At 41.6% G+C, this 24,927-nt stretch carries 15 protein-coding genes and 3 pseudogenes; 13 read left to right on the forward strand and 5 right to left on the reverse strand.

Annotated features, from left to right (window positions below):
* Window positions 1-116: 116 nt before the first annotated feature.
* Window positions 117-2,753, forward strand: a complete 2,637-nt coding sequence (locus V7K97_RS30390; RefSeq protein WP_334804687.1) for a U32 family peptidase — start codon at window positions 117-119, stop codon at window positions 2,751-2,753.
* On the opposite strand, the gene V7K97_RS30395 is transcribed toward V7K97_RS30390, so the two are convergent.
* Complete coding sequence (locus V7K97_RS30395; RefSeq protein ID WP_334804765.1) at window positions 2,748-3,371, reverse strand: Uma2 family endonuclease; 624 nt, start codon at window positions 3,369-3,371, stop codon at window positions 2,748-2,750. The two genes, V7K97_RS30390 and V7K97_RS30395, sit on opposite strands and share 6 nt — an antisense overlap.
* A 109-nt stretch (window positions 3,372-3,480) precedes the next feature.
* Between V7K97_RS30395 and V7K97_RS30400 the strand changes: the two genes are divergently transcribed.
* From V7K97_RS30400 to V7K97_RS30410, 3 genes and pseudogenes are all read left to right on the forward strand, one after another.
* Window positions 3,481-3,669, forward strand: a complete 189-nt coding sequence (locus V7K97_RS30400; RefSeq protein ID WP_229496155.1) for a hypothetical protein — start codon at window positions 3,481-3,483, stop codon at window positions 3,667-3,669.
* Window positions 3,666-3,962, forward strand: a pseudogene (locus tag V7K97_RS30405) (type II toxin-antitoxin system RelE/ParE family toxin). The gene V7K97_RS30400 and the pseudogene V7K97_RS30405 overlap by 4 nt, the downstream one beginning before the upstream one ends.
* A gap of 344 nt (window positions 3,963-4,306) precedes the next feature.
* Window positions 4,307-5,566, forward strand: coding sequence for an alkaline phosphatase family protein (locus V7K97_RS30410; protein WP_334804689.1), 1,260 nt, complete (start codon window positions 4,307-4,309; stop codon window positions 5,564-5,566).
* A 154-nt stretch (window positions 5,567-5,720) separates the two neighbouring features.
* On the opposite strand, the pseudogene V7K97_RS30415 reads toward V7K97_RS30410, so the two are convergent.
* Both V7K97_RS30415 and V7K97_RS30420 read right to left on the reverse strand, forming a co-directional pair.
* Window positions 5,721-5,999: pseudogene (locus V7K97_RS30415) on the reverse strand (LysR family substrate-binding domain-containing protein); the annotation flags it as partial.
* A gap of 401 nt (window positions 6,000-6,400) precedes the next feature.
* Entirely contained in the window at window positions 6,401-7,105 is a 705-nt protein-coding gene (locus V7K97_RS30420) for an SUMF1/EgtB/PvdO family nonheme iron enzyme (protein WP_334804690.1), read from the reverse strand.
* Window positions 7,106-7,566: 461 nt separating this feature from the next.
* Between V7K97_RS30420 and V7K97_RS30425 the strand changes: the two genes are divergently transcribed.
* The 7 genes and pseudogenes from V7K97_RS30425 to V7K97_RS30455 all read left to right on the forward strand — a co-directional run bounded on the left by V7K97_RS30425 (window position 7,567) and on the right by V7K97_RS30455 (window position 18,593).
* Window positions 7,567-8,871: an O-acetylhomoserine aminocarboxypropyltransferase/cysteine synthase family protein gene (locus V7K97_RS30425; protein WP_334804691.1), complete on the forward strand. Its 1,305-nt coding sequence runs from the start codon at window positions 7,567-7,569 to the stop codon at window positions 8,869-8,871.
* A 97-nt stretch (window positions 8,872-8,968) separates the two neighbouring features.
* On the forward strand, window positions 8,969-10,009 hold the full coding sequence (metX, locus tag V7K97_RS30430; protein ID WP_334804693.1) for a homoserine O-acetyltransferase MetX: 1,041 nt from the start codon (window positions 8,969-8,971) through the stop codon (window positions 10,007-10,009).
* A 244-nt stretch (window positions 10,010-10,253) separates the two neighbouring features.
* Window positions 10,254-10,658: pseudogene (locus V7K97_RS30435) on the forward strand (SAM-dependent methyltransferase); the annotation flags it as partial.
* A gap of 41 nt (window positions 10,659-10,699) precedes the next feature.
* The gene (locus V7K97_RS30440) at window positions 10,700-11,263 is read left to right on the forward strand and encodes a hypothetical protein (protein ID WP_334804694.1); all 564 of its coding nucleotides are present in this window, start codon (window positions 10,700-10,702) and stop codon (window positions 11,261-11,263) included.
* 1,129 nt (window positions 11,264-12,392) lie between these two features.
* Window positions 12,393-17,723: a Calx-beta domain-containing protein gene (locus V7K97_RS30445; protein WP_334804695.1), complete on the forward strand. Its 5,331-nt coding sequence runs from the start codon at window positions 12,393-12,395 to the stop codon at window positions 17,721-17,723.
* A gap of 415 nt (window positions 17,724-18,138) precedes the next feature.
* The gene (locus V7K97_RS30450) at window positions 18,139-18,336 is read left to right on the forward strand and encodes a DUF2281 domain-containing protein (protein WP_099066453.1); all 198 of its coding nucleotides are present in this window, start codon (window positions 18,139-18,141) and stop codon (window positions 18,334-18,336) included.
* A complete protein-coding gene (locus V7K97_RS30455; RefSeq protein ID WP_334804696.1) occupies window positions 18,333-18,593 on the forward strand; it encodes a type II toxin-antitoxin system RelE family toxin in 261 nt (86 codons plus the stop codon). The genes V7K97_RS30450 and V7K97_RS30455 overlap by 4 nt, the downstream gene beginning before the upstream one ends.
* A gap of 452 nt (window positions 18,594-19,045) precedes the next feature.
* On the opposite strand, the gene V7K97_RS30460 is transcribed toward V7K97_RS30455, so the two are convergent.
* Window positions 19,046-20,224: an extracellular solute-binding protein gene (locus tag V7K97_RS30460; protein WP_334804697.1), complete on the reverse strand. Its 1,179-nt coding sequence runs from the start codon at window positions 20,222-20,224 to the stop codon at window positions 19,046-19,048.
* Window positions 20,225-20,580: 356 nt separating this feature from the next.
* Here V7K97_RS30460 and V7K97_RS30465 point away from each other — a divergent pair, with 356 nt between their 5' ends.
* Window positions 20,581-20,952 carry a hypothetical protein gene (locus V7K97_RS30465; protein WP_334804698.1) on the forward strand — a complete coding sequence of 124 codons (372 nt, stop codon included), beginning with the start codon at window positions 20,581-20,583 and terminating at the stop codon, window positions 20,950-20,952.
* A gap of 756 nt (window positions 20,953-21,708) precedes the next feature.
* On the forward strand, window positions 21,709-23,703 hold the full coding sequence (locus V7K97_RS30470; protein ID WP_334804699.1) for a hypothetical protein: 1,995 nt from the start codon (window positions 21,709-21,711) through the stop codon (window positions 23,701-23,703).
* A 250-nt stretch (window positions 23,704-23,953) separates the two neighbouring features.
* Here V7K97_RS30470 and V7K97_RS30475 read toward each other — a convergent pair whose 3' ends face one another.
* Window positions 23,954-24,541 (reverse strand): PEP-CTERM sorting domain-containing protein, encoded by a 588-nt coding sequence (locus tag V7K97_RS30475; RefSeq protein ID WP_334804700.1) that lies wholly within the window; start codon window positions 24,539-24,541, stop codon window positions 23,954-23,956.
* Window positions 24,542-24,927: the final 386 nt, after the last annotated feature.

Below are 24,927 nucleotides of genomic sequence, written 5' to 3' on the forward strand. Positions count from 1 at the left end.
AGGATAATTTTTTCATCAGATCCAGGTGAATTAAAATACTAGTGTGGAGATAGCGATCGCCCCTTTCCCCACCAACTTAGATAAAATCACTATGGTGCTAGTTAACTTTAAATCTGATGAAAAGCGATATCTCCGATGGGCTACGCCTACGCCTCTCTCCCCCACTCTCCCTTCAACTTCCCGAACTACTTGCGCCAGCAGGTAACTGGGACTGTGCTAAAGCTGCTGTGGAAAATGGGGCAGATGCGATTTACTTCGGTTTGGATCGCTTTAACGCCAGAATGCGGGCACAAAATTTTACTGAGGCAGACTTACCTCAATTGATGGCATTTCTGCATCGTCGAGGCGTAAAGGGTTATGTTACTGTCAACACACTAATATTTCCCAAAGAACTAGCAGAAGCGCAGCAATATCTCCGCACAATTATTGCCGCAGGTGTGGATGCAGTGATTGTTCAAGATATTGGTATATGCCGTCTCATCCGTCACCTCTCCCCTGATTTTCCCATCCATGCTTCCACCCAAATGACCATTACCAGTGCGGCTGGGGTGGAATTTGCCAAATCTCTCGGCTGTCAATTGGTGGTGCTGGCGCGTGAATGTTCTCTCAAGGAAATCAATAAAATACAGCAGCAGATTGCCCTACAAGAAACTTCGCTGCCCTTGGAAGTCTTTGTTCACGGTGCTTTGTGCGTAGCATATTCCGGTCAGTGTTTGACTAGTGAGGCTTTAGGCGGACGTTCTGCTAACAGAGGTGAATGTGCCCAAGCTTGCCGGATGCCCTACGAGTTAATCGCTGATGGGGAAATTGTCAATTTAAAAGAACGCAAATATTTACTTAGTCCACAAGATTTAGCCGGGTTAGATGTTCTGCCAGATTTGGTGAAATCAGGAGTAACTTGTCTCAAGATTGAAGGTCGCCTGAAAGCTCCAGAGTATGTTGCCAATGTCACCCGTGTTTATCGGCAAGCTTTGGATGGGGTGATGGACGAATTGGAAAGACCTAACCCCCTAACCCCCTTCCCTGCAAGGGAAGGGGGAATAAAGGCTCCCATCTCCGCTATGCCTAACGGCAGGCTGACGCCAACGGAGAGGGGTTGGGGGAGAGGTCAATCAGATCAAGAACACTACAACTTAGAGATGGCATTTTCTCGCGGACTCTACACGGGTTGGTTTGGCGGGATTAATAATCAGGAATTAGTTCACGCCCGCTTTGGTAAAAAGCGCGGGGTTTATTTAGGTGAAGTTACCCGCATCCACAACGAACAGGTAACAGTCAAATTGGAAGCGCCTGTAAAACCAGGGGATGGAATTGTGTTTGACTGCGGTCATCCAGAGGCGAAGGAAGAAGGCGGACGGGTTTATGCTGTGGTGTCCAAAGGTAAAGAAACCATGCTGACATTTGGGCGAAATGACTTGAATCTGCGTCGAGTGCATTTGGGCGATCGCATTTGGAAAACCAATGATCCAGAATTAGATAAGCAACTACGTCAGAGTTTTGCTGGCGATAACCCCCAATTTCAGCGTCCCATTGATATAGAAATTTATGGAGAAATTGGTCAGGCGTTGATTGCGATCGCTCGCGATCGATTCGGTAATATTGTCCAAATTGAGTCTGCAATTTCACTGGTAGAAGCTCACACCAAACCCCTAGATACAGAACGTTTACAAGAACAATTCGGTCGTTTAGGTAACACCCCCTTCTGTTTAGGAACGCTAACCAACCATCTCATCGGTGCAATTATGCTACCCGTCAGTGAGTTGAACCGGATGCGGCGAGAAATAGTTGTACAGTTGGAAGAATTGCGGAGTCAACCCAAACGCTGGCAATTACGTTCTGATGTCTCTTTCCAAAACTTACTCCCCTCCTCATTACCCTCATCACCTTCATCCCCCTCACTCATCGTCTTAGTACGAAACCTCAAGCAACTCCAAGCCGCTCTCAAAGCTGGTATTGAGACACTTTACTGTGAATTTGAAGATCCCCGCGCCTACCGAGAAGCAGTACAGCTAGTACGTCAACCCAGACAACAATCCCCAGTCCCCACAATTTGGGTTGCACCACCCCGAATTACCAAACCAGGAGAAAACTGGATTTTGCAGCAAGTGCGTGCTTGTGAAGCCGATGGCTATTTGATACGGAACTATGACCAACTGCAATTTTTTGCCACAGACCGTTGTATTGGAGATTTCTCACTCAACGTTGCTAATCCTTTAACAGCAGATTACTTTCAGCAACACTTTGGTTTAGAACGGCTGACGGCATCATACGACCTGAATATTACCCAATTGCAAGACCTGCTTACCAGTTGCCCTCCCCAGTGGTTTGAGGTGACAATCCATCAGCATATACCGATGTTTCACATGGAGCATTGTGTTTTTTGTGCCTTTCTATCAACGGGTACAGATTATACCAACTGTGGACGACCTTGTGATAAGCATGAAGTGAAATTAAAAGACCGTGTAGGTACTGAACACGTTCTCAAAGCAGATGTCGGTTGCCGAAATACTGTATTTAACGGCACTGCTCAAACGGGAGCCGAGTACGTACAACGTCTGATAGAACTGGGATTACGTCACTTCCGCATCGAGTTTGTGAATGAGACACCAGAGCAAGTGACTAAAACAATACATCGCTACCGTCAACTACTGCAAGGTGAAATTACAGGTTCCCAACTCTGGCGTGAGTTGAAACTGCAAAATCAGCTGGGCGTAACTCGTGGCCCTATGGGAGTATCTGCACTGCGGTCATAATTCATTTTCTGAACGCCCAGCTTGAAAAATCTGTTCGGCGGTCAAGTTTAATTCTGGAAATGTAGGGGATATGATGCGGTCATTTCCCCGAAACAGATTAACTTGATACTCACCATCCACCAAATAGTAAACAGAAATAGTCGGTTGTTTGGGATTACCTATATACCTTCTACCACCCAAAGCTAAATAGTCAATAATCCAATATTCAGGAACACCGAAAGTCTCGTAGTCAACCAGCTTGGATGCATAATCATCCCTCCAATTAGTGCTGACGACTTCAATAACTAAGGGAACCGATGCAGCTTGAGTAACCGTTGATGACTTTTTCCACATCGGTTCTGCTGAAAGATTCTTTTGATTTATCACTATCACATCAGGCGAATAACCTGATTCTTTGTCAGGAACCTTAACTAGTGCTTGCTTGGGTATGAGGTATGGGAGTTTTAATCGTTTGAACTCTAAAGTTACTTCGCCAGCTAAAAAACCATTAATCTCTTCATGATCTCCTACTGGTTGCATTTCAACAATTACCCCATCGTGTAGTTCATAACATCCGCCATCTGGCTTCCAATTGAGGAATTCTTCAAAAGCGATCGTTTTTGGTAAGGCTTGAAACATCACACTTACTCCTGATGATGATTCAGAGTTTAGCAAATTACTTGTTATCACATCACTGAGGAGAATCGCTATAATAACCAGATAGACGTGATTGTAGTCAATGAATGTCATGGAAATTAAAAATATCAAGGAAGAAGCACGACGGCTAATTGACAAATTGCCAGAAAATTTGACATGGGATGATTTAATGTATGAAATCTATGTAAGACAAGCAATAGAAGCGGGATTAAGTGATAGTGAAGCGGGAAGAGTTGTTTCTGTTGAAGAAGTACGTGCAAAATTTGGATTGCAACCGTGAAAGTTTTTTGGACAGAAACAGCCGTTAATCATTTATCCTCTATTTATACCTATATATCTCAAAATTCTCCTCATTATGCTCAAAGACTGGTTGAGCGATTAACTCAACGCTCTGAGCAAATTGCCAAATTTCCATTATCGGGTCGCATTGTCCCAGAATTTTAAACTAAGCAGATTAGAGAAGTTATTGAAGGCTCTTATCGCATTATTTATTATATAAAGTCTGACCAAATTGATGTTCTTGCTGTTCTTCATGGTTCTCAACAAATTGAACCTATAATTGATGAAACTTGATTCTTTGGTAAGCGTTCAGGGGGTGTAAAGAAGACGAAAAACACGCCCCAAAATCAAGGAATGAAATTAAGCCGCTTTTAAAAAGTCAGAATTATCAGAACAAATAGTAACTTGTGGAAGCGAAGAAGGCGCAATTTTACTAGCACGAGCAGCAACAACAGCCTGAATCATACGCGATAAATCGCCGTCTCCACAAGTGTTTTGTTGCTCATTCTAAACTGTATTGCGTTATAAACTCAATGTTGGAATCGGCTAAATGTTAATGTTTCCTTAAAGCTCTAATAGTTAATGCTTAAACCTATATCAGTATTTTTGTGAGGCTTACAATCATTTTGTAAAAATCAATGCAACTACAGTTATTTAAGTGGGCGATTCTTCCCGTTGCGTTTGTGGCTGCGAGCCTCCTAAGCGTACACGCGGTAGTGGCGGAAAAGGGTGAAAGCGTTGGAAGGTTCGAGAAGAGCGAAAGGTTTGAACGGGGTGAAAGGGGCAGAAGGATCAAACATATCTTTGTCATAGATATGGAGAACCACAACTTCACGCAACCCAGCAGCGATACAAGTGCGCCCCCTCAGATACTCGGCAATCCCGCAGCCCCGTATCAGAACAGTCTCGTTACTCCCGGAAATCGGAATTCCGCTCAGGTCTCTTACGCCGGTGCTTACCATAACGTTCTGGCTACACCGTCCGGCAATAATCCGAGCATCCACCCGTCCGAGCCAAACTATATTTGGCAGGAAGCCGGCAATAACTTTGGCGTGTTGAACGACAATGATCCTTACAAAGATCCTGGTGGCACTAACCAGAATACGACACTCCATCTCAGTGCTTTACTTCAGCAAGCTGGTATCTCTTGGAAATCCTACCAGGAAGATATTGACGTAGCAAAAAATGCTAATGGTCTGCTTACCAACACGGTTCTACCTCGAAACCAGTGGACTGTCCCTCTGACCAGCTTCAATGGGACATCACCTGATTACACTAACCCCTACAACGGTAGCCATCAATATAACTTTGCGTGTAAACACGATGGTCATCTGTTTTTCACTGACACCAACGGTGGTAACGACCCAACACCAGCAAATCCTCTAGCATCTAAATATGCACCATTGCAACAATTAGAGCAAGACCTTGCTCATAATACAGTTGCCACTTACAACCTGATTACACCAGACCAATTCAACGATTCACACACTGCGTTGACTAATGGCTTTGACTATCATGGGGTGCATTACACAGGCGATCAGTCCCAAGTTGCACAGGGTGACAACTTTCTTGCGAAGATCATTCCAGAGATCATGCGCTCGGATGCTTACAAGGATGATGGTGCGATCGTGATCTGGTGGGATGAGAGTGAAGGCACTAACGCCAACGACTTCAGCCACACCCTGGAGGAAATCGTCATCTCACCTCTGGCCAAAGGCAACGCCTATGAAAGCTTCGTAAATTACACCCACTCGTCCGACCTGAAGAGCTGGGAAGAACTCTTCGGTGTGTACGCACCAGGGCACGTGTTTTTGGGTGATGCAAACTCCCCAAGTACCAAGGACTTCTCGGATCTGTTTAAGGACGGGGCACTCACCTCGATCGGGTGGAGGCAATAGACAAATAAACAGGAGTAATTCGCGCCGTAGAGGATCACCTGAAGTCAACGACAATTCAACCCAAAAAGCATCCGCGTTGAGATCAAGATAAAACTCTCGAATGATTGTTTTTAGTTGTAACCAAATATCTTCTTATTGTTGTAAGCCGCCCTATTCAACACTGCTGGGCAGTTTGTTTAACTATCTCCACAAGCCTCAGCACGGTTGGGGATGTCTCGTTTTTTCGCCAAATCATCGCGATCGCTACTTTTGGGCTAGGTTCTTGTAATTTTTTATAAACTACGCCAATCCGTTGCAGGTTTTGCAAAGATTCTGGCACGATCGCAATGCCCATCTCGGCTGCTACTAGGCTAACAATCGTCTGCATCTGGATGGCTTCTTGAACAACCTTGGGACTAAAGCCTGCTTGCTGGCACAGACTGATAATTATGTCAGTAATCTTTCTAGTTGCTCGGCTATTACTTCATCTTCCACCATTGGTCTGTGTTTCTTTTTGGCGTGATCTCTATTGGTTTTTCGGCTGGTGGTCATGGCTGGCCTCAATCGCTCAATTACTTGTCCAGATTGAGTTTCCCACTATTTTTGACCTCTGCAAACATCACCCTCGACAATTTCCCCTTTTCCTTAACTTGTCACCAATGGGAGAGTTTCAACCTTCTACTTGCTGCTAAGTGTGATTCTGTGTAAATTCTTTGATTGCCTAGCGTCCATTAGGCGCGTTAGTTTCCCTTCTGTCTCCCACCGCCTTAATGTCGATGAAGAAACACCGATTAATCCGCCAAATTCTGCAACCTTCCACATAAACTTGTCTAAAATACCTAATTCTAGATAAGTTTAGCAAAGTTTTCTGTCATTTAGTTTATCTCTATGTTCAGAATATTCATCGCCCCAAGTGTATGTTGCACCATCCAAGCCACCACGGGCGGCGTATTCCCATTGAACTTCCGTGGGTAGGGATTTTCCTGACCATTTGGCATAGGCTAGGGCATCTTCGTAAGCTATGTGAACAACTGGGTAGTTGGATTTGTTGGCAATCGCACTGTCTGGGCCAAAGGGATGTTGCCAATTCGCGCCAGTAGTCCAATGCCACCAACTCAGAAAGGAAACTTGCTTGACACCTGGTTTTACCATCTCAAACACTAAGGAACCCGGTAATCGCTGCTCATCGGGTAAATCGGGAAACTGTTTTTGAGATAAGGGACGCTCTGCAACTGTCACATATCCTGTAGCTTTGACAAATTCACCAAATTGTGCATTTGTTACCTCATATTTATCAATACAGAAGTTAGTCACCGTTGCATCTCCAGGCGATCGCTCTTCCACAAAACTGGAATTATCAGACCCCATTTTGAACGTTCCTCCTGAAATCATCGCCATACCTTGGGGACAGGGATTGACTGTGGCTGCCAATGCGGTTGTATTGATGAATAAGAGTGCGATCGCTATTCCCTGAATGAATATTAATGTGAGAAAGCAATATTTTTTTCCATCCCGAATATTCTCACTTTTGCTATTTCTAATTGAATGCCTGTAGTTCATCAATAAGATTCAACTTTTCCTAAAACTTATATTATTTTGGATTTTAGATAAACTGGTATGATGCTTTGATCGCACGGCTGTTATAACTTTGTGGTTGTAATCAATCTAATAGGATGTTGCCGGGGTTAAAGCACAGCTAAAACTACCGCTTAATTCTAGTCAAACTAGAAAATACTGTACATCTATCGACTTAGCGTATTTTTTAGATATTAAGTCAGACTTTCTCACAATCGGTGATGAAAATCAAGAGGTTTTTACAAAAAACTTAGCAAAATCGTCAAAGTCCTAAGCAGCAAGGGTTTAAGGTGGTTGATGCTCAATTAAACACAGGTGACATCATAGCCAAGCTCGGTCGTATTGACTTCACCCCGGTAGAAATTGACTGACAAAATTGTTAATATACTAAAAGTCGATAGATTTATGATTATTTATCAAAATATCTTTGCTAGCAATAATTCTCTATGTCTGAAAAATATCGCTTTGAAACATTGCAAGTCCATGCAGGACAAGAACCAGCTGTAGGAACTAATGCCCGCGCTGTACCGATTTATCAAACAACGTCATACGTTTTTGACAATGCGGATCATGGGGCGCGGTTGTTTGCGCTGCAAGAGTTTGGCAATATCTACACGCGGATCATGAATCCGACAACGGATGTATTTGAAAAGCGAATTGCTGCTTTAGAGGGGGGTGTAGCAGCGTTGGCTACCTCTAGTGGTCAGGCGGCGCAGTTCTTGGCTTTAAGTACGATCGCTCAAGCTGGGGATAATATTGTTTCCACCAGTTTTTTATATGGGGGAACCTATAATCAATTTAAAGTTGCATTACCACGTTTAGGTATAAATGTCAAATTTGTCGAAGGAGACGAGGTAGAAAATTTTCGTCAGGCGATCGACGATCGCACAAAAGCATTGTATGTGGAAACCATCGGCAATCCCCAATTCAATATTCCCGACTTTGTTGCCTTAGCCCAAATTGCTCATGAAAATGGAATTCCCCTGATTGTCGATAATACCTTTGGGGCTGGCGGATATCTGGCTCGACCAATTGAACACGGTGCAGATATTGTAGTTGAATCTGCAACTAAGTGGATTGGTGGTCACGGCACTTCTATCGGTGGCGTAATTGTCGATTCTGGTAAATTTGACTGGGGTAATGGCAAATTTCCCGTCTTTACTGAACCATCCCCCGGTTATCATGGGCTGAATTTTCAAGAAGTATTTGGTGTAGGTAGTCAATTTGGTAATATTGCCTTCATTATCCGTGCCAGAGTAGAAGGGTTAAGGGATTTTGGTCCCTCATTGAGTCCATTTAACGCCTTTCTGTTATTACAGGGATTAGAGACTCTTTCTCTGCGTGTAGACCGCCATGTGAGCAACGCTTTAGAATTAGCTCAGTGGTTAGAAAAGCAACCACAAGTAGCATGGGTCAATTATCCAGGACTTCGCCATCACCCTGCTCATGAGCGAGCCAAAAAATATCTCAGACACGGATTTGGCGGAGTCTTAAATTTTGGTATCAAGGGCGGACTAGAAGCGGGTAAAACCTTTATTAATCATGTGAAATTAGCAAGTCATTTAGCAAACGTTGGGGATGCTAAAACCCTCGTTATTCATCCTGCTTCCACAACCCATCAACAACTAAGTGATACAGAACAACTTTCCGCCGGTGTGACACCTGATTTAGTGCGTGTATCAGTGGGAATTGAACACATTGACGATATCAAAGAAGATTTTGAGCAAGCATTTCAACAGATTAGTCATTAGTCATTGGTCATTGGTCATTGGTCATTGCTCTCTCGCTCATGTTCACCAAATCTAAAATTCTGAATTTTGATTTTATTGTCTCCTCAGTTAGTATTAGATGAATTATCAGCACTTCATTTCACCACAAACTCAGTATTATCATTTGCCGATGCTATTTGAGTTAGAAGGAGGCGAAGTTTTAACTGGGGTTCAGGTCGCTTATCGAACTTGGGGAAAGTTAAACTTGGAAGGCGATAATGGAGTGCTAATTTGTCATGCTTTAACTGGTTCGGCTGATGCAGATGACTGGTGGGAAGGTTTGTTAGGTTCAAAAAAAGCACTGGATAGCGATCGCAATTTTATTGTATGCAGCAATATTTTGGGAAGTTGTTATGGCACTACGGGAGCAACTAGCATCAATCCCCAAACAGGAATCCGTTATGGCGGATCATTTCCAGCGATTACGATTCGGGATATGGTTCACTTACAAACTGCACTGATTAAATACCTGGGAATTAAATCTTTACAACTAGTAATTGGTGGGTCACTCGGTGGGATGCAGGTACTAGAGTGGGCATTATTATATCCAGAAATCGTGCAAGCGATCGCACCAATTGCCACTTCCGGTAGACATTCAGCTTGGTGTATTGGGTTGAGTGAAGCTCAAAGACAGGCTATATATGCTGATCCCAATTGGCTTGGGGGTGACTACACACCAGAACAGCCACCAAACCAAGGATTAGCTGTAGCGCGGATGATGGCGATGAGTGCTTACCGTTCTTGGCAGACCTTTACAGAACGTTTTGGACGACAGTATGATGCTTCTGCTGACCAATTTACGATCGCTAGCTACTTACAACATCATGGTCAAAAGCTAGTACAGAGATTTGATGCCAATACTTACATCACTCTCACCCAAGCGATGGATAGTCATGATATTGCTCAAGGTCAAGACTATAAATCTGTTCTGCAAAGCATTAAACAACCTGCTTTAGTTGTTGCTATTGATTCTGACATTCTTTATCCGCCGATAGAACAACAAGAATTAGCAGATTTAATTCCTCATGCTCAACTAGGTTTGCTGAAATCAATTTACGGTCACGATGCTTTTTTAATTGATACAGAAGCCCTTAATAAGCTATTAATTAACTTTCGATAAGCTTTCACACTCCTCCTCATTATTCAACTCGCACTCGGCTATCAATTTTAATTAGGGGACTTCCAATTGAAGGAGGCAGGAGGCAGGAGGCAGTTGGGGATTCGACCCCTACTGATTTAGCAGCCCTGAACAAGAGTTCAGTGGGGGTCTTAAACCCTTCACACTAGCGATCGCCGCAGGAAATAAAGGATTTTTAGCAATTGGAGATTGGATTTCAAGCTACCGCGAGCAGTTAGTTGACCTTTTTAAACCCGGAGGACGTTTTGTGGCAGAATTTGGGGGTAAAGGAAATGTGAAAGCGATCGCCACAGCTTTAGAAAGCGCTTTAGAAGCATTTAATATTTCTGCACAAACCCTAAATCCTTGGTATTTCCCTAGCATTGGTGAGTACGCCACCCTACTAGAACAGCAAGGCTTTGATGTTATCTATAGCACCCTGTTTGCCCGTCCAACTCTTTTAACAGAGGGAGAAGCAGGTATGGCAAACTGGATTCAGATGTTCGCCAGCAGTTTTTTAACAGGACTTTCTAGTGAGCAACAAATACAAGTAATTCGCGTCGTTGAGGAATATCTGAAGCCAACGCTGTATCAACAAGGAACTTGGACAGCAGATTATCGAAGAATTCGCATCGTTGCCATTAAGATTTAGCTTGTGCTAATTATTACTTATACTTTAATTACGAATTAGTTATGCATATACCTAAATTGTGCGATCGCCCTTGGCCTTGGCGCAGCGATCGCCAGATATCGTTTTCATTACTACTAACCATTGCCCTCAACACTTTACTAGTCGCGCCCTCACTAGCGCAAACGCCCTCAATACCGTCGCCTTCTAGTGCGCCTCTAGAATTAGACTTATTGACCAAGCCAAAAGACTATGTAATCACAGCTAACACCGTAAACCCAGCGCGATTAACCGTTCCCAGTTTATGGTGGGCACAACAAAACTCTGAGAAAAAGCTATTGGATAATTGGATAGCATATCCGGCTTCTGAAAAAGAACCTGCACGAGTAGACTTAATTGTGAATCAGCAAATTTGGAGCTTATTAGAATATGTAGAGCGCTACGACTTCGTAAATCGCTTGGGTAGTGCTGCACGAAACTTTGGTTACAACATCCGGGTATTTAATTATCAAAAAGAACCCTTGGCAAGCTACACCTGTAACTTTAGTACAACTCCACCTTTATGCACTATCCAAACGACTGTTAAGAACAAGATAGGGTTACAGCGTTCTTTGAGCCTATCCCACTAACCTCAAAATGTAGTAATTTACTTATCACATGAGAAGGGTATATCACCGTATGGCTGGCCATTTTGAAGGGTTGAGCGACTAGTGATTACAGTTCTTTGAAGATATACCGTTTCCTACTTTACTGAGGCACATCATAGCCTCCTCCTCACTTACCTACGGTGTATACACAAGTCGAGTTGGGAATTAAATGGACTGAAAATAACGGAAAATTATTTTTAAAATCCTTAATTTTCCGTTAAAGCTCTATCAATAATCTGACACTATTGATAATCAGCTTGCTCACCTCAAAACCTTGCCTACTAAGGCTTGTATCTTCCCAGACAAGGATTTTAGGACTTGTGTATACACCGTAGCCTCACTTACAGGGAGGGGGTTCTTGTAGCTCACTCAATCAAGAAGCGCTATATATTTCCACTGCGTAGCCAGAAAAACGTGGTATAAGGAATACCTCATGCGCCGGAACGCAATGTATAAATACTATATTATTATGATTAACCAGTGTCCATAGTGTCGCTTACCATCTGGGGACATGTGGGCATCTAAAAGCTCGTGCCACCGATGGTTAAAGCAATGGCGATCAGATGGAATATTTGAATGATTAACAAAATATTATTAGTGGGATAGCTTCATATATTTTTCATCTAATTTCAGCCTCATCATCATTTTGTACCTTTTCAACGTCCTGAAACTCACATTAAATTCATGAGAATTTAGGTAATCACGCTATAGCCGCAATCAAGCGTAAGTTGTCATGATGTATTTAATAAGTATTTAAGCAAATTGAATTGCATATAAACTCTGCTAAATCATCCTTCAAGCCAACTGATTGCGCTGACTATGAAGTATGTAATTACCCATCAATGGGCTTATTTAAGTAAGTTGGATTGGGAATAAAATTTAAATTAATTAATACTTGTTAGGGCTGTGATAAATTCACTTTTTAGCAAAGAATGAAAATCTTTAATTCATAAGTAATATACACGTTGTTATCTGTGATATTGGGATTTAAGCCAATATAATTTCTGACTCGATCATACAAAATATCTTCGCAACGCAACATCTTCGTCACGATTAATAGTTACTTTTTCAGAGATTCTGTTTATTCTCAATACTTGGAACCAATTTAACTATGTTTGACAATCCTGAACTTCACATCGATTCCTCTCTCCCCCAGTTGAATAACGCATCAAATTCTCTAGATAATAATTCGCTAAATCCTTTACAACCTGATTGGAAAGTATTCGGTTCACAGAAACTTTTGAGCTTGGCAGGTGAGACTCTCATCCACGCATGGCAGAACCAAACTAACCCAACCCTAGCAATAGTTTATGCTGCTGGGAGTATTTTTAAGAGTAACTTTGCTGCTAATGCTCACATTGCCTTTGGAGAAGCCTTTAATGTTAACAAAGCAGAAGCATTAGGTGCTGATATCTTGGGTGGAAACTATGGTGTCTTGCCAGATGTGCAATTTCTCTCTAATACTCAGATGAATGGTGCTTTCGGTGCATACGCCAAAAGTAACAACACAATCTACGTTAACAGTGTTTTTCTCACGCAGAATTCAGCTAACCCAACTGCTGTAGGCAAAGTTATCGTTGAAGAGTCAGGACACTTCCTAGATGTTTACGCTAGTCCTATTGACTCCCCTGGCGATGAAGGTGAGATGTTAGCAGATTTGATTTCAGGTGATCAACTAAGCGCAGATCAGATTACTAGGATTCATGCTGAAGATGATTCAGCAACCATTGTTGTTAATGGGCAAAAATTGGGAGTTGAACAGTCAAGCCCAGTACCCACAATTACCATCAGCGCCAATGATGCCAATGCTGGAGAAACCTTAGCCGGACAACCTACAAACCCCGGTCAATTTACCCTCACCCGCACTGGTAGTATCGCATCTGCATTGACAGTGAATTACACAGTTGCCGGGACAGCAATCAATGGTACAGATTACAACAAATTAACCAATAGCATCACTTTTGCGGCTGGTGCATCCACGGCAGTGATTAATATTAATCCCATTGATGATTTCCTCATCGAAAACGATGAGACAGTCATCCTCAACCTTGCCACTAGTACTAATTATAATTTGGGAGTGGCAACCACTGCCACTGTCATGATTGCGGACAATGATAAACCCACAATTACCATCAGCGCCAATGATGCCAATGCTGGAGAAACCTTAGCCGGACAACCTACAAACCCCGGTCAATTTACCCTCACCCGCACTGGTAGTATCGCATCTGCATTGACAGTGAATTACACAGTTGCCGGGACAGCAATCAATGGTACAGATTACAACAAATTAACCAATAGCATCACTTTTGCGGCTGGTGCATCCACGGCAGTGATTAATCTGAATCCCATTGATGATTTCCTCATCGAAAACGATGAGACAGTCATCCTCAACCTTGCCAATAGTACTAATTATAATTTGGGAGTGGCAACCACTGCCACTGTCATGATTGCGGACAATGATAAACCCACAATTACAGTTACTAATCCCAATGGTGGAAATAGTTTACAAGCAGGTAGTAGTTATAATATTACCTGGAGCGATAATATTGCTGAAAATGTAAAGATAGACCTATTTAAAGGGGCTATTTTCAACAGGACTCTGTTCAGTTCTACACCAAGTGATGGCAATGAAGTTTGGACTGTTCCTAGTAATTTAACTGCTGGTTCTGATTATCAAATTAAGATTACTAGTGTGAATAATGGTAATCTTTTTGATTTTGGTGATGCTAATTTCACAATCAATTCAGTACCGTCTGATTATGCTGGCAATAGTTTAACTCTAGCCCGCAATATAGGTACTTTGAGTACTAAGCAATATTTTAGTGATTTTGTAGGTGATGCTGACACTAATGATTATTACAAATTTAGTGTTACTAGTCCCAGTAATTTTAATTTGTCGCTTAGTGGTTTGACTAGTAATGCCGATGTGCAGCTAATTCAAGATATTAATGGCAATTCTCAAATAGATGCTAATGAAATATTGGGAAGTTCAATTCTGACAGGTAGTTCAGCAGAATCAATCAGCGTACCTTTATTTTCAGGTAACTATTATGTTCGGATATATCCAAGTGGAAATAGCATAAATACTAACTATAATCTCAGCCTTTCTGCTACTTCTTTGGGTAATTATGATTATACTGATCCTTCACCCAATAATAACAGTTACTACAATCTACCCGTAACTCGATCTTTCTTTAATAGTAATGGAATTGGCGTATATCAAAGTCAGTATGGTATTTTTCTCATGTATGGTTCCATAGCTGATTATTATACGAATAACCAATATGCCAACAACAACACAACTAATGGATTGTTTGGTATTTACTCTGGTTTAGGTTTGCCAACTTCCGCCATTTATAAAAAAGATGATGGCAGTTTTGTGATGGAATTTGAAGGTGGTATGCTGACTAACCTTAATGGCATTGTCACTCCATCTTATAACCAAAAAGCTAGTAGTTTTGCTTTAGTCGGGCAGGGTGCGCCTGATGGTACAGAATTGCAGTGGAAGAATGATTATATTTATTGGAGTAAGAACAGTGTAGGCAATCCAACTGGATCGGTGCGTCATGTTACTGGGGGATGGATTCAGGAGTTTACAGGTAGTCCAAAAGGAGATGGAGACAGCATCTTTTTCGTAAAAGATGGTAAGCAACTAACTCAAGGCGGACCCTATCGAGTGCAAGGATGGATGTTAGACATCTATCGCTTAACAGGTGGTTATGAACGACAAAATGGCGGACTAGGATTTCCTACACAAGCTACTGAACAATCTAATGTCAATGGCTACAAGCATTACCATACCTTTGAAAATGGTTTTATTGGGATAACTCCTGACAATAAGATCACAATTAAAAATTGGCAGGGGCAGCTGATTAATGTCGTCGGTTACGATGGTGTTGCTATTAATTCAACCTATAGAAATACCTTCAATCGGGATGGTGGTTCATCATTTTTAGGCTCCCCAATTAATAATGTGCATTCTTGGGGAGATGGCTATATTCAAGAATTTTCTGGAGGTTCTGACGGCAAAGGCGGAATTATGAAGTCTAACGCCAACGATAACTCTTACTGGGTTGGCGGTGACTTTTGGAATAAATTCATAGAAGTGGGTGCTGCTGGGGGGATTTTACATTACCCCACTTCTGACAGGTACAGCACTGTAAACGGTGCATTGAGACAAGACTTCCAAGGTGGGGCAATAATCAAGTCAGATAAAGGAATCTTTACTGTTTATGGAGGAATTGCTTCTCAGTACCTTCAAGTTGAAGGTGGCGAAAAAGGTCGTTTAGGGTTGCCTACCAGTGGTGAGATTAGTATTGGTAATGGCGTTGTTGTCCAGAACTTTGAGAAGGGGCGCATAGTTTGGAACAACGGACCTACTCGGACGGAGATGTATGGGCAATCTACTCCCCAACCTACACCTTCATCTATCAATTATCTCAATTTCACGGGTGTGGTAACGCCCTCTCAAGGCGTAAATCTTCGTAATAGCTCTAATTACGATGATAGAAGCAGTCAAAATAAAGCTTACGGTAATCTTCTGACATTTGACGCTTGGACAACAGGCACTTCAGTACAGGATTACAACAATTCAAACATTGTGACTGATCGCTGGTTTAGATTAGCAGGTACTAATTTCTGGGTTCCCGATGCCTACATTAATGAAGATTATACACAACCCACACCTGCACCTACACAACCGCCACAAACAGGGTCTAATACCTTTACTTATGGCGGAAAAACTTATCAGTGGAGTCCTTACACAATCAAGTCTGGGGAGAGTCTCAGCGCGATCGCTAAAAATACTTTGGGAGATGGCTCGGCTAATGGCTACAACTTCATCGCCCAACACAATGGAATTTCCAATCCTAACAATGTTAATGGCGGACAAGTGATCGATATTCCTGTGCTGTTCAACAACTCTAATTCGCCATTTGTACCACCGCAACAACCAGCACAAACGGGATCTGTATTTGATATCGCTGTAAATAACGCAATTAATCGTATTGGTGGTCTTGGTGTTGTTGGCAAACTTATCATCCCACCTACCTATGTTAGTACGAATGATGGACGTGGATGGTTTGAGGAGTTTCAAGCTGCTAATGGTGAGCAAAGATTGTTAGCACTGCAAGACGGTAAAAGCACTGCCTATTGGGTGCATGGAGATAACCTGCGGGAGTACTTGCAAAGAGGTGGTGCTTACGGTGCATTAGGTTTACCTACTAATGAAGAAACTCAATTCACAGCTTCTCAAACTGGAACTAAAGGTATTTGGCAAGGGTTCTCTGGTTCTGGTGGTAAAGCTAGAATTCACAACCATCCCACTCTTGGATCTGTAGCTACTTGGGGAAGTATTGGTAGCTTCTATGAAAATATGGGAGCAGCAAATAGCTGGCTTGGTTTACCTACTAAAGCAGAACAACAAGCAGCAGATGGTGTCACTATTTGGGCAGAATTTGAGAGAGGAAAAATTGCCTTCAATCAGCAAACAGGTAAAAGTGAGGCTCTTAGAACAGAACAACTGCCTTCTTGGATATCTATTCTTAAAGAAATTAATTTACAATCAACTCCCGGAATCACGATTGATCCTGGTTCTGTTACTAAAAAGTTTGAAGACTTGATAGGAACTTACGCTTTTATTGTAGATAGATTGAACTATAAAGATCTTAGTGATGGCTCTAGAGCATTGAGTTTCGATGTATTCAACACAGGTTATGCTCAGGGAGTGATTGAAGTTAGAAATGCTCAGGATCAATTAGTTGAAATCAGGGGAATTGAAGGTATTAGAAATCCGACTAGTGTTTTTGGGTTTGGAATTGAATCAATACAAAGACTATGGAGGCTAGCTACTGAAGGTTACGGTTTTACAGATCCAAGAAACTCATTAGGTAGTTCAGAAAAAACAGAAATCCGAAATATTGTTATTCCACCGGGAGGCAGCCTGAAACTTACTAAAACTGGTACTTATGCTACTGCGTACAATTTAGCAAAAGTAGGAATGGATCTTCTGTTTGAGTTTGGGTTGCCAAAAGTGTTTGAAGAAAATTATTCCCTCAAAATGAAACTATTGTCAGCCATTTATGCTGAAGTATTGCAAGAAAACGTTAAAAGTTTGGCAGCAGATGGGGCATTTAATACACCTCAAGATGCTCTAAAATCCTTGGAAACTTTCAACTGGATTAATAAGCAAGAATTGGGTAAGCTAACGGAAATAGCTATTAAGGTTCTTGCAGAGGAACTACCCACATTCAAATACTACTCACAATACTCACTCTTAGCACCAGCTCAACAAATTGTAGACAATGTAGAAAAATTAAATTATTGGATAACCTTAGCAGAGACATTTGCAAAAGGTAGTAATAGTTTTTTACAATCTCTAGACTTGGAGCGATCAAAAAAACTAGAACCAACAACACAGCTTATCAAGTTTATAACCAAGTAAGTGTTATAGGAATCGATTTAGGTTTTGCTAGATACACTGACAACTCAAAACTTGTTTCGGTAAGCTGTGAGTAAATTTCGGGTTTCAAAAATAAAATAGGATTCTTACAGTACAGATAATCGTAGGGGCACAACATATTGTGCCCCTATCCTTTTACTTTATTTACCTGATACCAAATCCCGGTTATTTACCCCTTTATCTTCCAATAGGGTTCAGTTAAGGCTATGTCTAACGACAAGCCGCTACGCGTCTACGCTTTTCTCTTGTTGCTTTTGTGACTACCCAAAGTGCGATGTCCTGCATGATGAAGTGCGTTGGCGCAGCCCGCCACAGGCATCGCAATTTCTTACTTGAGTTAGCAAGACTTCAATAACCATCATCTTATAATAGAGTCAACCAGCATGAAGCGGAATTTATGAATGCCAAACAGAAAATAATTGAAGAGATAGAAAATGTACCAGAAGAAATTATATACGAGGTTCTGGACTTTTTACTTTTTTTGAAAGCCAAAGAAGATAAAGAAGATTTAGAAGATGCAAAAGCTGCATTAAAAGAAGCACAAGAGGTTGGTACGATTTCCTTGGGTGAACTCAAAAGGGAATTAGGTTTGTGAGTTACGAAGTAGAAATTGCTCCGGCTGCAAAAAGACAGATAAAAAAATTACCCTATGATGTTCAACAAAAAGTGGTTGCTAAATTGGAAGAACTTGCTTTTGAGCCTCGTCCTGATGGTGTGAAAAAATTATCAGAACCTTATAATTTATATAGAGTCAGATTGGGAAAATATCGAATTATTTACGAAATACAAGATGGTTTATTATTAGTCACGGTGGTCAAAGTAAAGCATCGTAGTAATGTTTATAGATTGTGAACACCTAAAAATCGGGAGCATCCCAAATGTGCAAAAACGCCTTACCGCTTTCGCATTCTCATACATGATGCAAGTGCGTTGGCGCAACCCGCCACAGGCATCGGCTTTGTAACTACCCAGAGTGCGATGTCTAACGACAAGCCGCTACGCGTCTAGGCTTTTCTGTTGTCGCCCCCTCAGTCAGATGGGAACGTCGAAAAGTTTATTTTGATGCATTCGTTGACCTCGCTACCATCCACGTTTGGATTAACAAAATAAGCTAAAACACATCTAATTTGCATATTAAAATTTTCTCAACATCTTGTGGGGTGGGCAACATGAGCGCCTTGATTATGCAACTTAGATGCAGATTAGCTTATTATTAGTGGGATAGATTCTTTGTAAAAAAAAGAGAGTTGGCAGTGGGGAGTGGGGGACAAGGAGAATAATCATACCCAATTCCCAATGCCCAATTAAACCTTAATTTTGGCAAATAAAGACTCGTATTGTTTTATTGCAGATGGCGGTAAAGGAAGCAAAAATTCACTTTTATCAAAAACCTTGCGTAGGCGTAGCCCGTCGGAGACATCGCTCTCTAACAAACTCAATAATGGTTCTTGAATATCGGAAGCAGTAATATTTGTAGAAATTGGCGAATTACTTTTAGTCAGCACCGAAATTTGTTTAGCTGTGCTTGGTTCCCAACAAAAATCAATCCATTGATCTGATAAAGTACCCTTAGTAATACCTGCGGGACGTACCCACAAGTCCGCCCAAATTGCTGTTCCTGACTGGGGTATAACTGCGGCAAATTGTGGATAACGCCCCAGAAATGGCAGTACATCGCTTGACCAGCCAACGGCTAGCCAAGTGTCTTCCATAATCAGAGGTTCCAAGTAGTGATTGGAACTGTAGAACTTCACTTGTTGATTTAATATCTGTAATTCTTTTTCCAAATCTGGTACTTGGTCAAGATTCTCTGTATTATAAGATTTTCCTAGCTTCTTTAAGACTAAACCAATAACTTCTCGTGGTTGATTTAGTAGGGAAATACGCTGCTGCATTCCATCTCGCCACAAATCACTCCAATCTTTGGGCGTCCATCCCAACTTTTCCAACTTGTCACGGTTATAAACAATCACCGTACTACCCCATCGGTAAGGCGCACCCCACACTTTTCCTTGAGTATCCAAGTTACCGTGGTCGTTACGCGTTACCAGTTGTTTCCACCTTTCACCCAAAGCAGGCCACTGCTTTAATTGGTTTCCCTGTACCTCTTGGAGTGGCTGAATCAATTTCTGCTCAATAGCTGCTTTTAACCAGTAATCTCCCAAAGTCACTAGGTCTGCATCAACCGCTTTTTGACCTTGCCTAAAGGGTATAAAGCGACTCCATCCCTGCTCATCGTTAGCTTTTGGTTTCTGCTGCCAACTTTGTAATTGCCGAAATAAATCCTGTACTTGCTCAACTGGAGCAAACTTTAACTGCACTTGTTGCTGTAAACCTTTGTGGAACTGATTCACTACCTGACCAGGTATAGAACCTTTTAATAACTGTACTCTTAGTTGCATCTGCTTGTTTCCACCACAGCCAAAAAGCAGTTGTGAAAGTGCCAGTGTGCTTGTACCTAGCAAAAAAGACCGTCGATCCATTGATTTGGGATTTGAGATTTTTGATTATACCTAATATTAAGCAGAGATTCACCAAAGGCTGACTAGCTGAAAAAGTGGAGTTAGAGAATTATCAGTATTTTTTCTTCATAATACCGATAATTTTGAATTTTTGACTCTAATTAGCGAGTTTTTCAGCAAATAACTACCTAAAGATTAATTTTTCTCTATAAATTTCCTTGCTAGTACTTATGGAGAAACTTTACTTATATTTAGAAGTAATGATTTAAATGTCACATTTCCGCCAAAAATTATCAATACTTAAATAATCCATAAGTATCGTTAAAATTGGCAGTAACTTGAATAACATAAAGAAAATGTACGGATAAAGGTATTAAATGGAACTATTACAGCAGCAGATTCTGACTTTAAGCCAAAAACTGGATGCCCTGTGTCAAGTGATTGAGCAGCTTGATGATAAAGTTACTCAAGCTTTTTCAGAGTGTTCTTTAGCGAATACACAAGCAAAGGATAATTATCAGGAAAATGGGGCGGCTGAAGGCTACCAGTTCAAAGGACGTATCAATTTAAATCCAGAAATGGAACATAAGGATGTGTTGACAGATGGCATTTATCTAGATATGCATCGTCAAGGTGGAGACAACATAACACCAGAAATTCAAATACAACGACTGACAGCGCAATTAACAGCAGCATACAATCGTATTGCTGCCTTGGAAGAACAATTACTTAGACAGAGAATTCATTAAATTTAACCGTAACCTTTCACACTTCCCCCTATCTTTCAACGATAAATCAATGGTTTTGGCTACTTTGCATGGGGGAGTGATTAACAATTCAAAATTCAAAATGACGCTCTCTACGAGACGCTAAAAGCGAACGCGGACTCGCTTGCCGCCGGCGCTAACAAAATTCAAAATTCAAGACATTTCAGACGAACGCGAGTGCGTCTCCAAGAGTTGAGAAGTGCCAAGCGATAAGTTAAGAGCGTTGTGGCAACTGACGCTCCTGTGTCGCTAAGGCTCTTCCTAACGGGGGATTTAAACCCCGATGGTTCCTGAGCCTGCGTTGCCCTGAGCTTTGTCGAAGGGTCGAAGGACTGAAATGGGTGCTACATGTAGATTGCAGGTTCTTAAACCCTTTAATTTACGATAATTATATTTAACATTCAATCTGAATTAAACGAATTAAATAATGGCTGGAGGTAGAGAAGGCAAGCCTTTAGTTTGAATGTCGATTGATAGCTTTATGATTATATATTAAGTATAAACAACTAATCCAGCCATAAAATTGATAAAAAACTTAAACATACTCTTACATATATTTACGTAAGAGTGTGATATATCTACTTATAGTTTTTTAGTCAATACCTCACTGTGAAACAAAAAAACAACAACCCTAAGAGTCGTGTGGTTAGGGTATTGTATGGTTTAAAAACCAAGATTTTTTTATTAATCTGCGTTTTTCTCATTAGTGTTTTTGGCATCTTGTTATCAAATTGGTTGATGACAAGCCAGACAGCTTTCGCTAACTTCGGTAAGGTTGACCTTTTGCAACCTGCTCCTACTCAAACGCTAGGCTATTACGACTATTTCGGCAAACTACTTAGCCCTCAAGAAGCAGCACAAGTAGTTGTAAATAAGGGACTCGATTCTAATGACCCCATTTCCTATCAACGGGTAGGGGCAGTTAAAATCACTCAGGAATTAATAGCCCAAGGTGAAAATATATTCTTCAACCGTAAGATTGGAGACACATTTGGTTTGCAAGGAGTATTCGGTTTTGGACTTGGCATTGCTAGAATTTTGCCAGAATTACAGACAGCAATAGTTAAGTTACAAGGTCAGCCAACAACAAACTTACAAATTATTCTTGAGAAGAATATAACACTAGGTAGTCGAACTTTTCCCCAAGGAAGTGTCATTAATACAGGCTTGAAAATGGAAAAGGGAGGGTCTTTTCCCGTTGGACTGGGAATCACAGTTAATGCAACAAATACACCTGAGATTGACCTTCGTTGTGCTGCTTGCCACATATCCTTTTCAAAGAAAGGTGAACGTCTTTTGGGAGTACCTAATGGCGAAATTGCTACGCCTCTACTGATTGCTTTAGCACCAAATACAGCCGGAGGGTTTGCGCGGTTAAACTTCAACCCACTAGATCCACAATACAAAGGCAATGGTAAAACTATTATTGACAGTAAAGGTAATAAGGTAGAGCTACCCGATCCTGAGAAGTTAGAAAAAGCTTTCGACGATGCAGTATTAGATGTACCTTTTGGTCATTTCGAGAGTTCACCAGATGGTATTAGAGACAGTACTCAAATCCCCAGTCTTTTCACGTTTAAAAATCATCCTTATGCAGCATCAGGAGAAGCATCTGTTGGACCATTTGCTGGACTGAGCGCTCTTAATAATGGTGTTCACTCTTCAGAAATCAATCTGCTGGCAGCTGCTCAACTCAGTGCAGAAACTATTGGCATTGACCCAGAAGTTTATATTGGTACATTTCTTCAGAATGCTGCCACTCCCAGCCTACGTTTACCAGAAGGAGTGATAGTAAAACCCTCAGAATGGCTGCGGAAAATTGCACCGAATCCGACACAAGCAGAATTAGAAGCCCAAATTCCTGCCCCTGGCACAGGAGCTTACCCAAACCTGCGCCCCAGTTTGTTTACTTATAACGGTTTGGTTTTCAGCCCAAATACTGGAAACCCCAGTGATATTGCTAGTGGTACTTTCTTATTTGCTGACAACGCCATGTCTGCTTTTCAAAATAGCTTAGTACCACCTGCTAACCAGACTTCGGAAAACTGGCAAGCGTTGAACAGCAATTCTGTTAAGCGTGGCGCAAAAGTATTTGAGAAAGCTAATTGTGCAACTTGCCATATTCCACCCTTCTTCACTGACAACAAAATTCATCCACTTGATGAAATTGGTACTAACCCAGCTCGTGCCCAATCTCGCTTGGAGCTGAGTAACTTGTTAGTACCACCCAAGCTATACACTTTTAACACTCCCGTTCCCGTACCTGCTAATGCTGAAGTGCTGAATTTACCAACGCAGGGTATATCTGATACTCCCACAACTCTACCCACAGGTATATTGCCAAAAGGTGGTTACAAAACTAGTTCCTTGCGTGGTCTTTATTTAAGCGCACCATATTTGCACGATGGGGGTGCAGCAGTACGAGCAGGAAGCCTGAAAGTTGACTCAAATGGTAGTTTCACGGTTGTTGATAAGAGTGGCTTAGGGCTGTCTGGTACTCTTAGCCAAAGTATACCTGCCGATGCAGCTAGCAGCTTGCGCGCCTTGGTTGATCGCGATCTTCGTGCCTTAGTTGTGAAAGCCAACAAAGCTAACCCTAGTTTAGTACGTAGTAACCTTGATGGCACAGGTCATGACTTCTACGTAGATAGACAGGCTGGGTTTAATTCCAACCAGCAAGCAGACGTGATTAATTTCTTGCTGGCACTTGATGACAATCCTGGAAGTTTTTAATCAAGCTATAGATGATATCTTATGTTAATACCAAGTTGCCTAGTGATACATCACAAAAGCGACTTGGTATAGCGGTTCTCGGTTGAGTGAGGTACAAGAACCCCACCCCCAACCCCCTCCCCGCTCTTCGAGAGGGGGCTATGATGTACCTCATCTGATTAATAAACGCTATATTACTTTAAGTAAGAGTAAGATGGCAAGTACATTTTAAGGCAATCTAGCTCGGAGATGGACTATCAAACTATCAAACTTACAGATAGATGCCTTTATGTGCCTTCTTCTGAAAAGCTACTGCTTGCTTTCGCTTCATCCACCAGCCAAAACCAAGAGCAATCAATGAGCCACTTACTGTGTAGGGTTCGGGAACAGGACGTGGTACAACACTAAAGCTACCATAATCTACATCGCTTGAAAACTCTGAATAACCTTCATTTAAACTACTGTAAAATACGTTGACGTTCCCATTTCCATCTTCTCCGCTTCCAGAAACCAGGTAAGAAAAACCGTTCTGGGTTAACAGAGGTGTACTTGCATTTAATAGATTATCATTGATTCCGTATGTACCTGGTGATAGCAGCCCGATGATTTTATCGGTAATTCCTTGGACTGTCCTTGTTCCAGTTATTGCTGTGATTGTGTAATTGTTTTTTATGGGATCTAGATCGGTGGTGGTAAGAGTACCGTTAGCGGAAATCGCTGTACCATTTGCTTGATAACTGGGAAAAGAATACTGAAAATCAAATAGCTGTACAGCTTGTGCCGGAGAAGATCCACTGACACTAGTGATACCTATAACAGCACTAGCGGTAGCAATACCAAGGTTTTTGACTAATTTCATCAGATAATTCTCCTGAAAAACAAGAAGGTAAACAAAGTTGCATAGTTCAAATTGCTAGAAAGACGCTCTTATATCATGTCCGCATAATTAGTTATGCTAACCACAGTCATTACACCCCACCCCCAACCCCTAAGAGCTCTTCGGGAGGGGAGACAAAGCATAGCTTTGGCGGGGTGGGGTTCTTCGGGTTTAATAAGCAATCAAGCGGACATGATATTACACCCCACAAGTCAAAAGCTTCTGGCTTTCTGAGATCAAAAGTTCAAGAGACACGCAGATGCAATTTGAATGACGATTAGATTATTAAGTGTTAATTTTGCTAAGTACAGCTTTGCGTATAATTGTAGCGAATTGAGGGTTTAAATTTAAACGCAGATGCGCTTCGC

It is taken from the genome of Nostoc sp. (genome assembly GCF_036917815.1).
In the GTDB taxonomy this organism is placed as follows: Bacteria; Cyanobacteriota; Cyanobacteriia; order Cyanobacteriales; family Nostocaceae; genus Nostoc.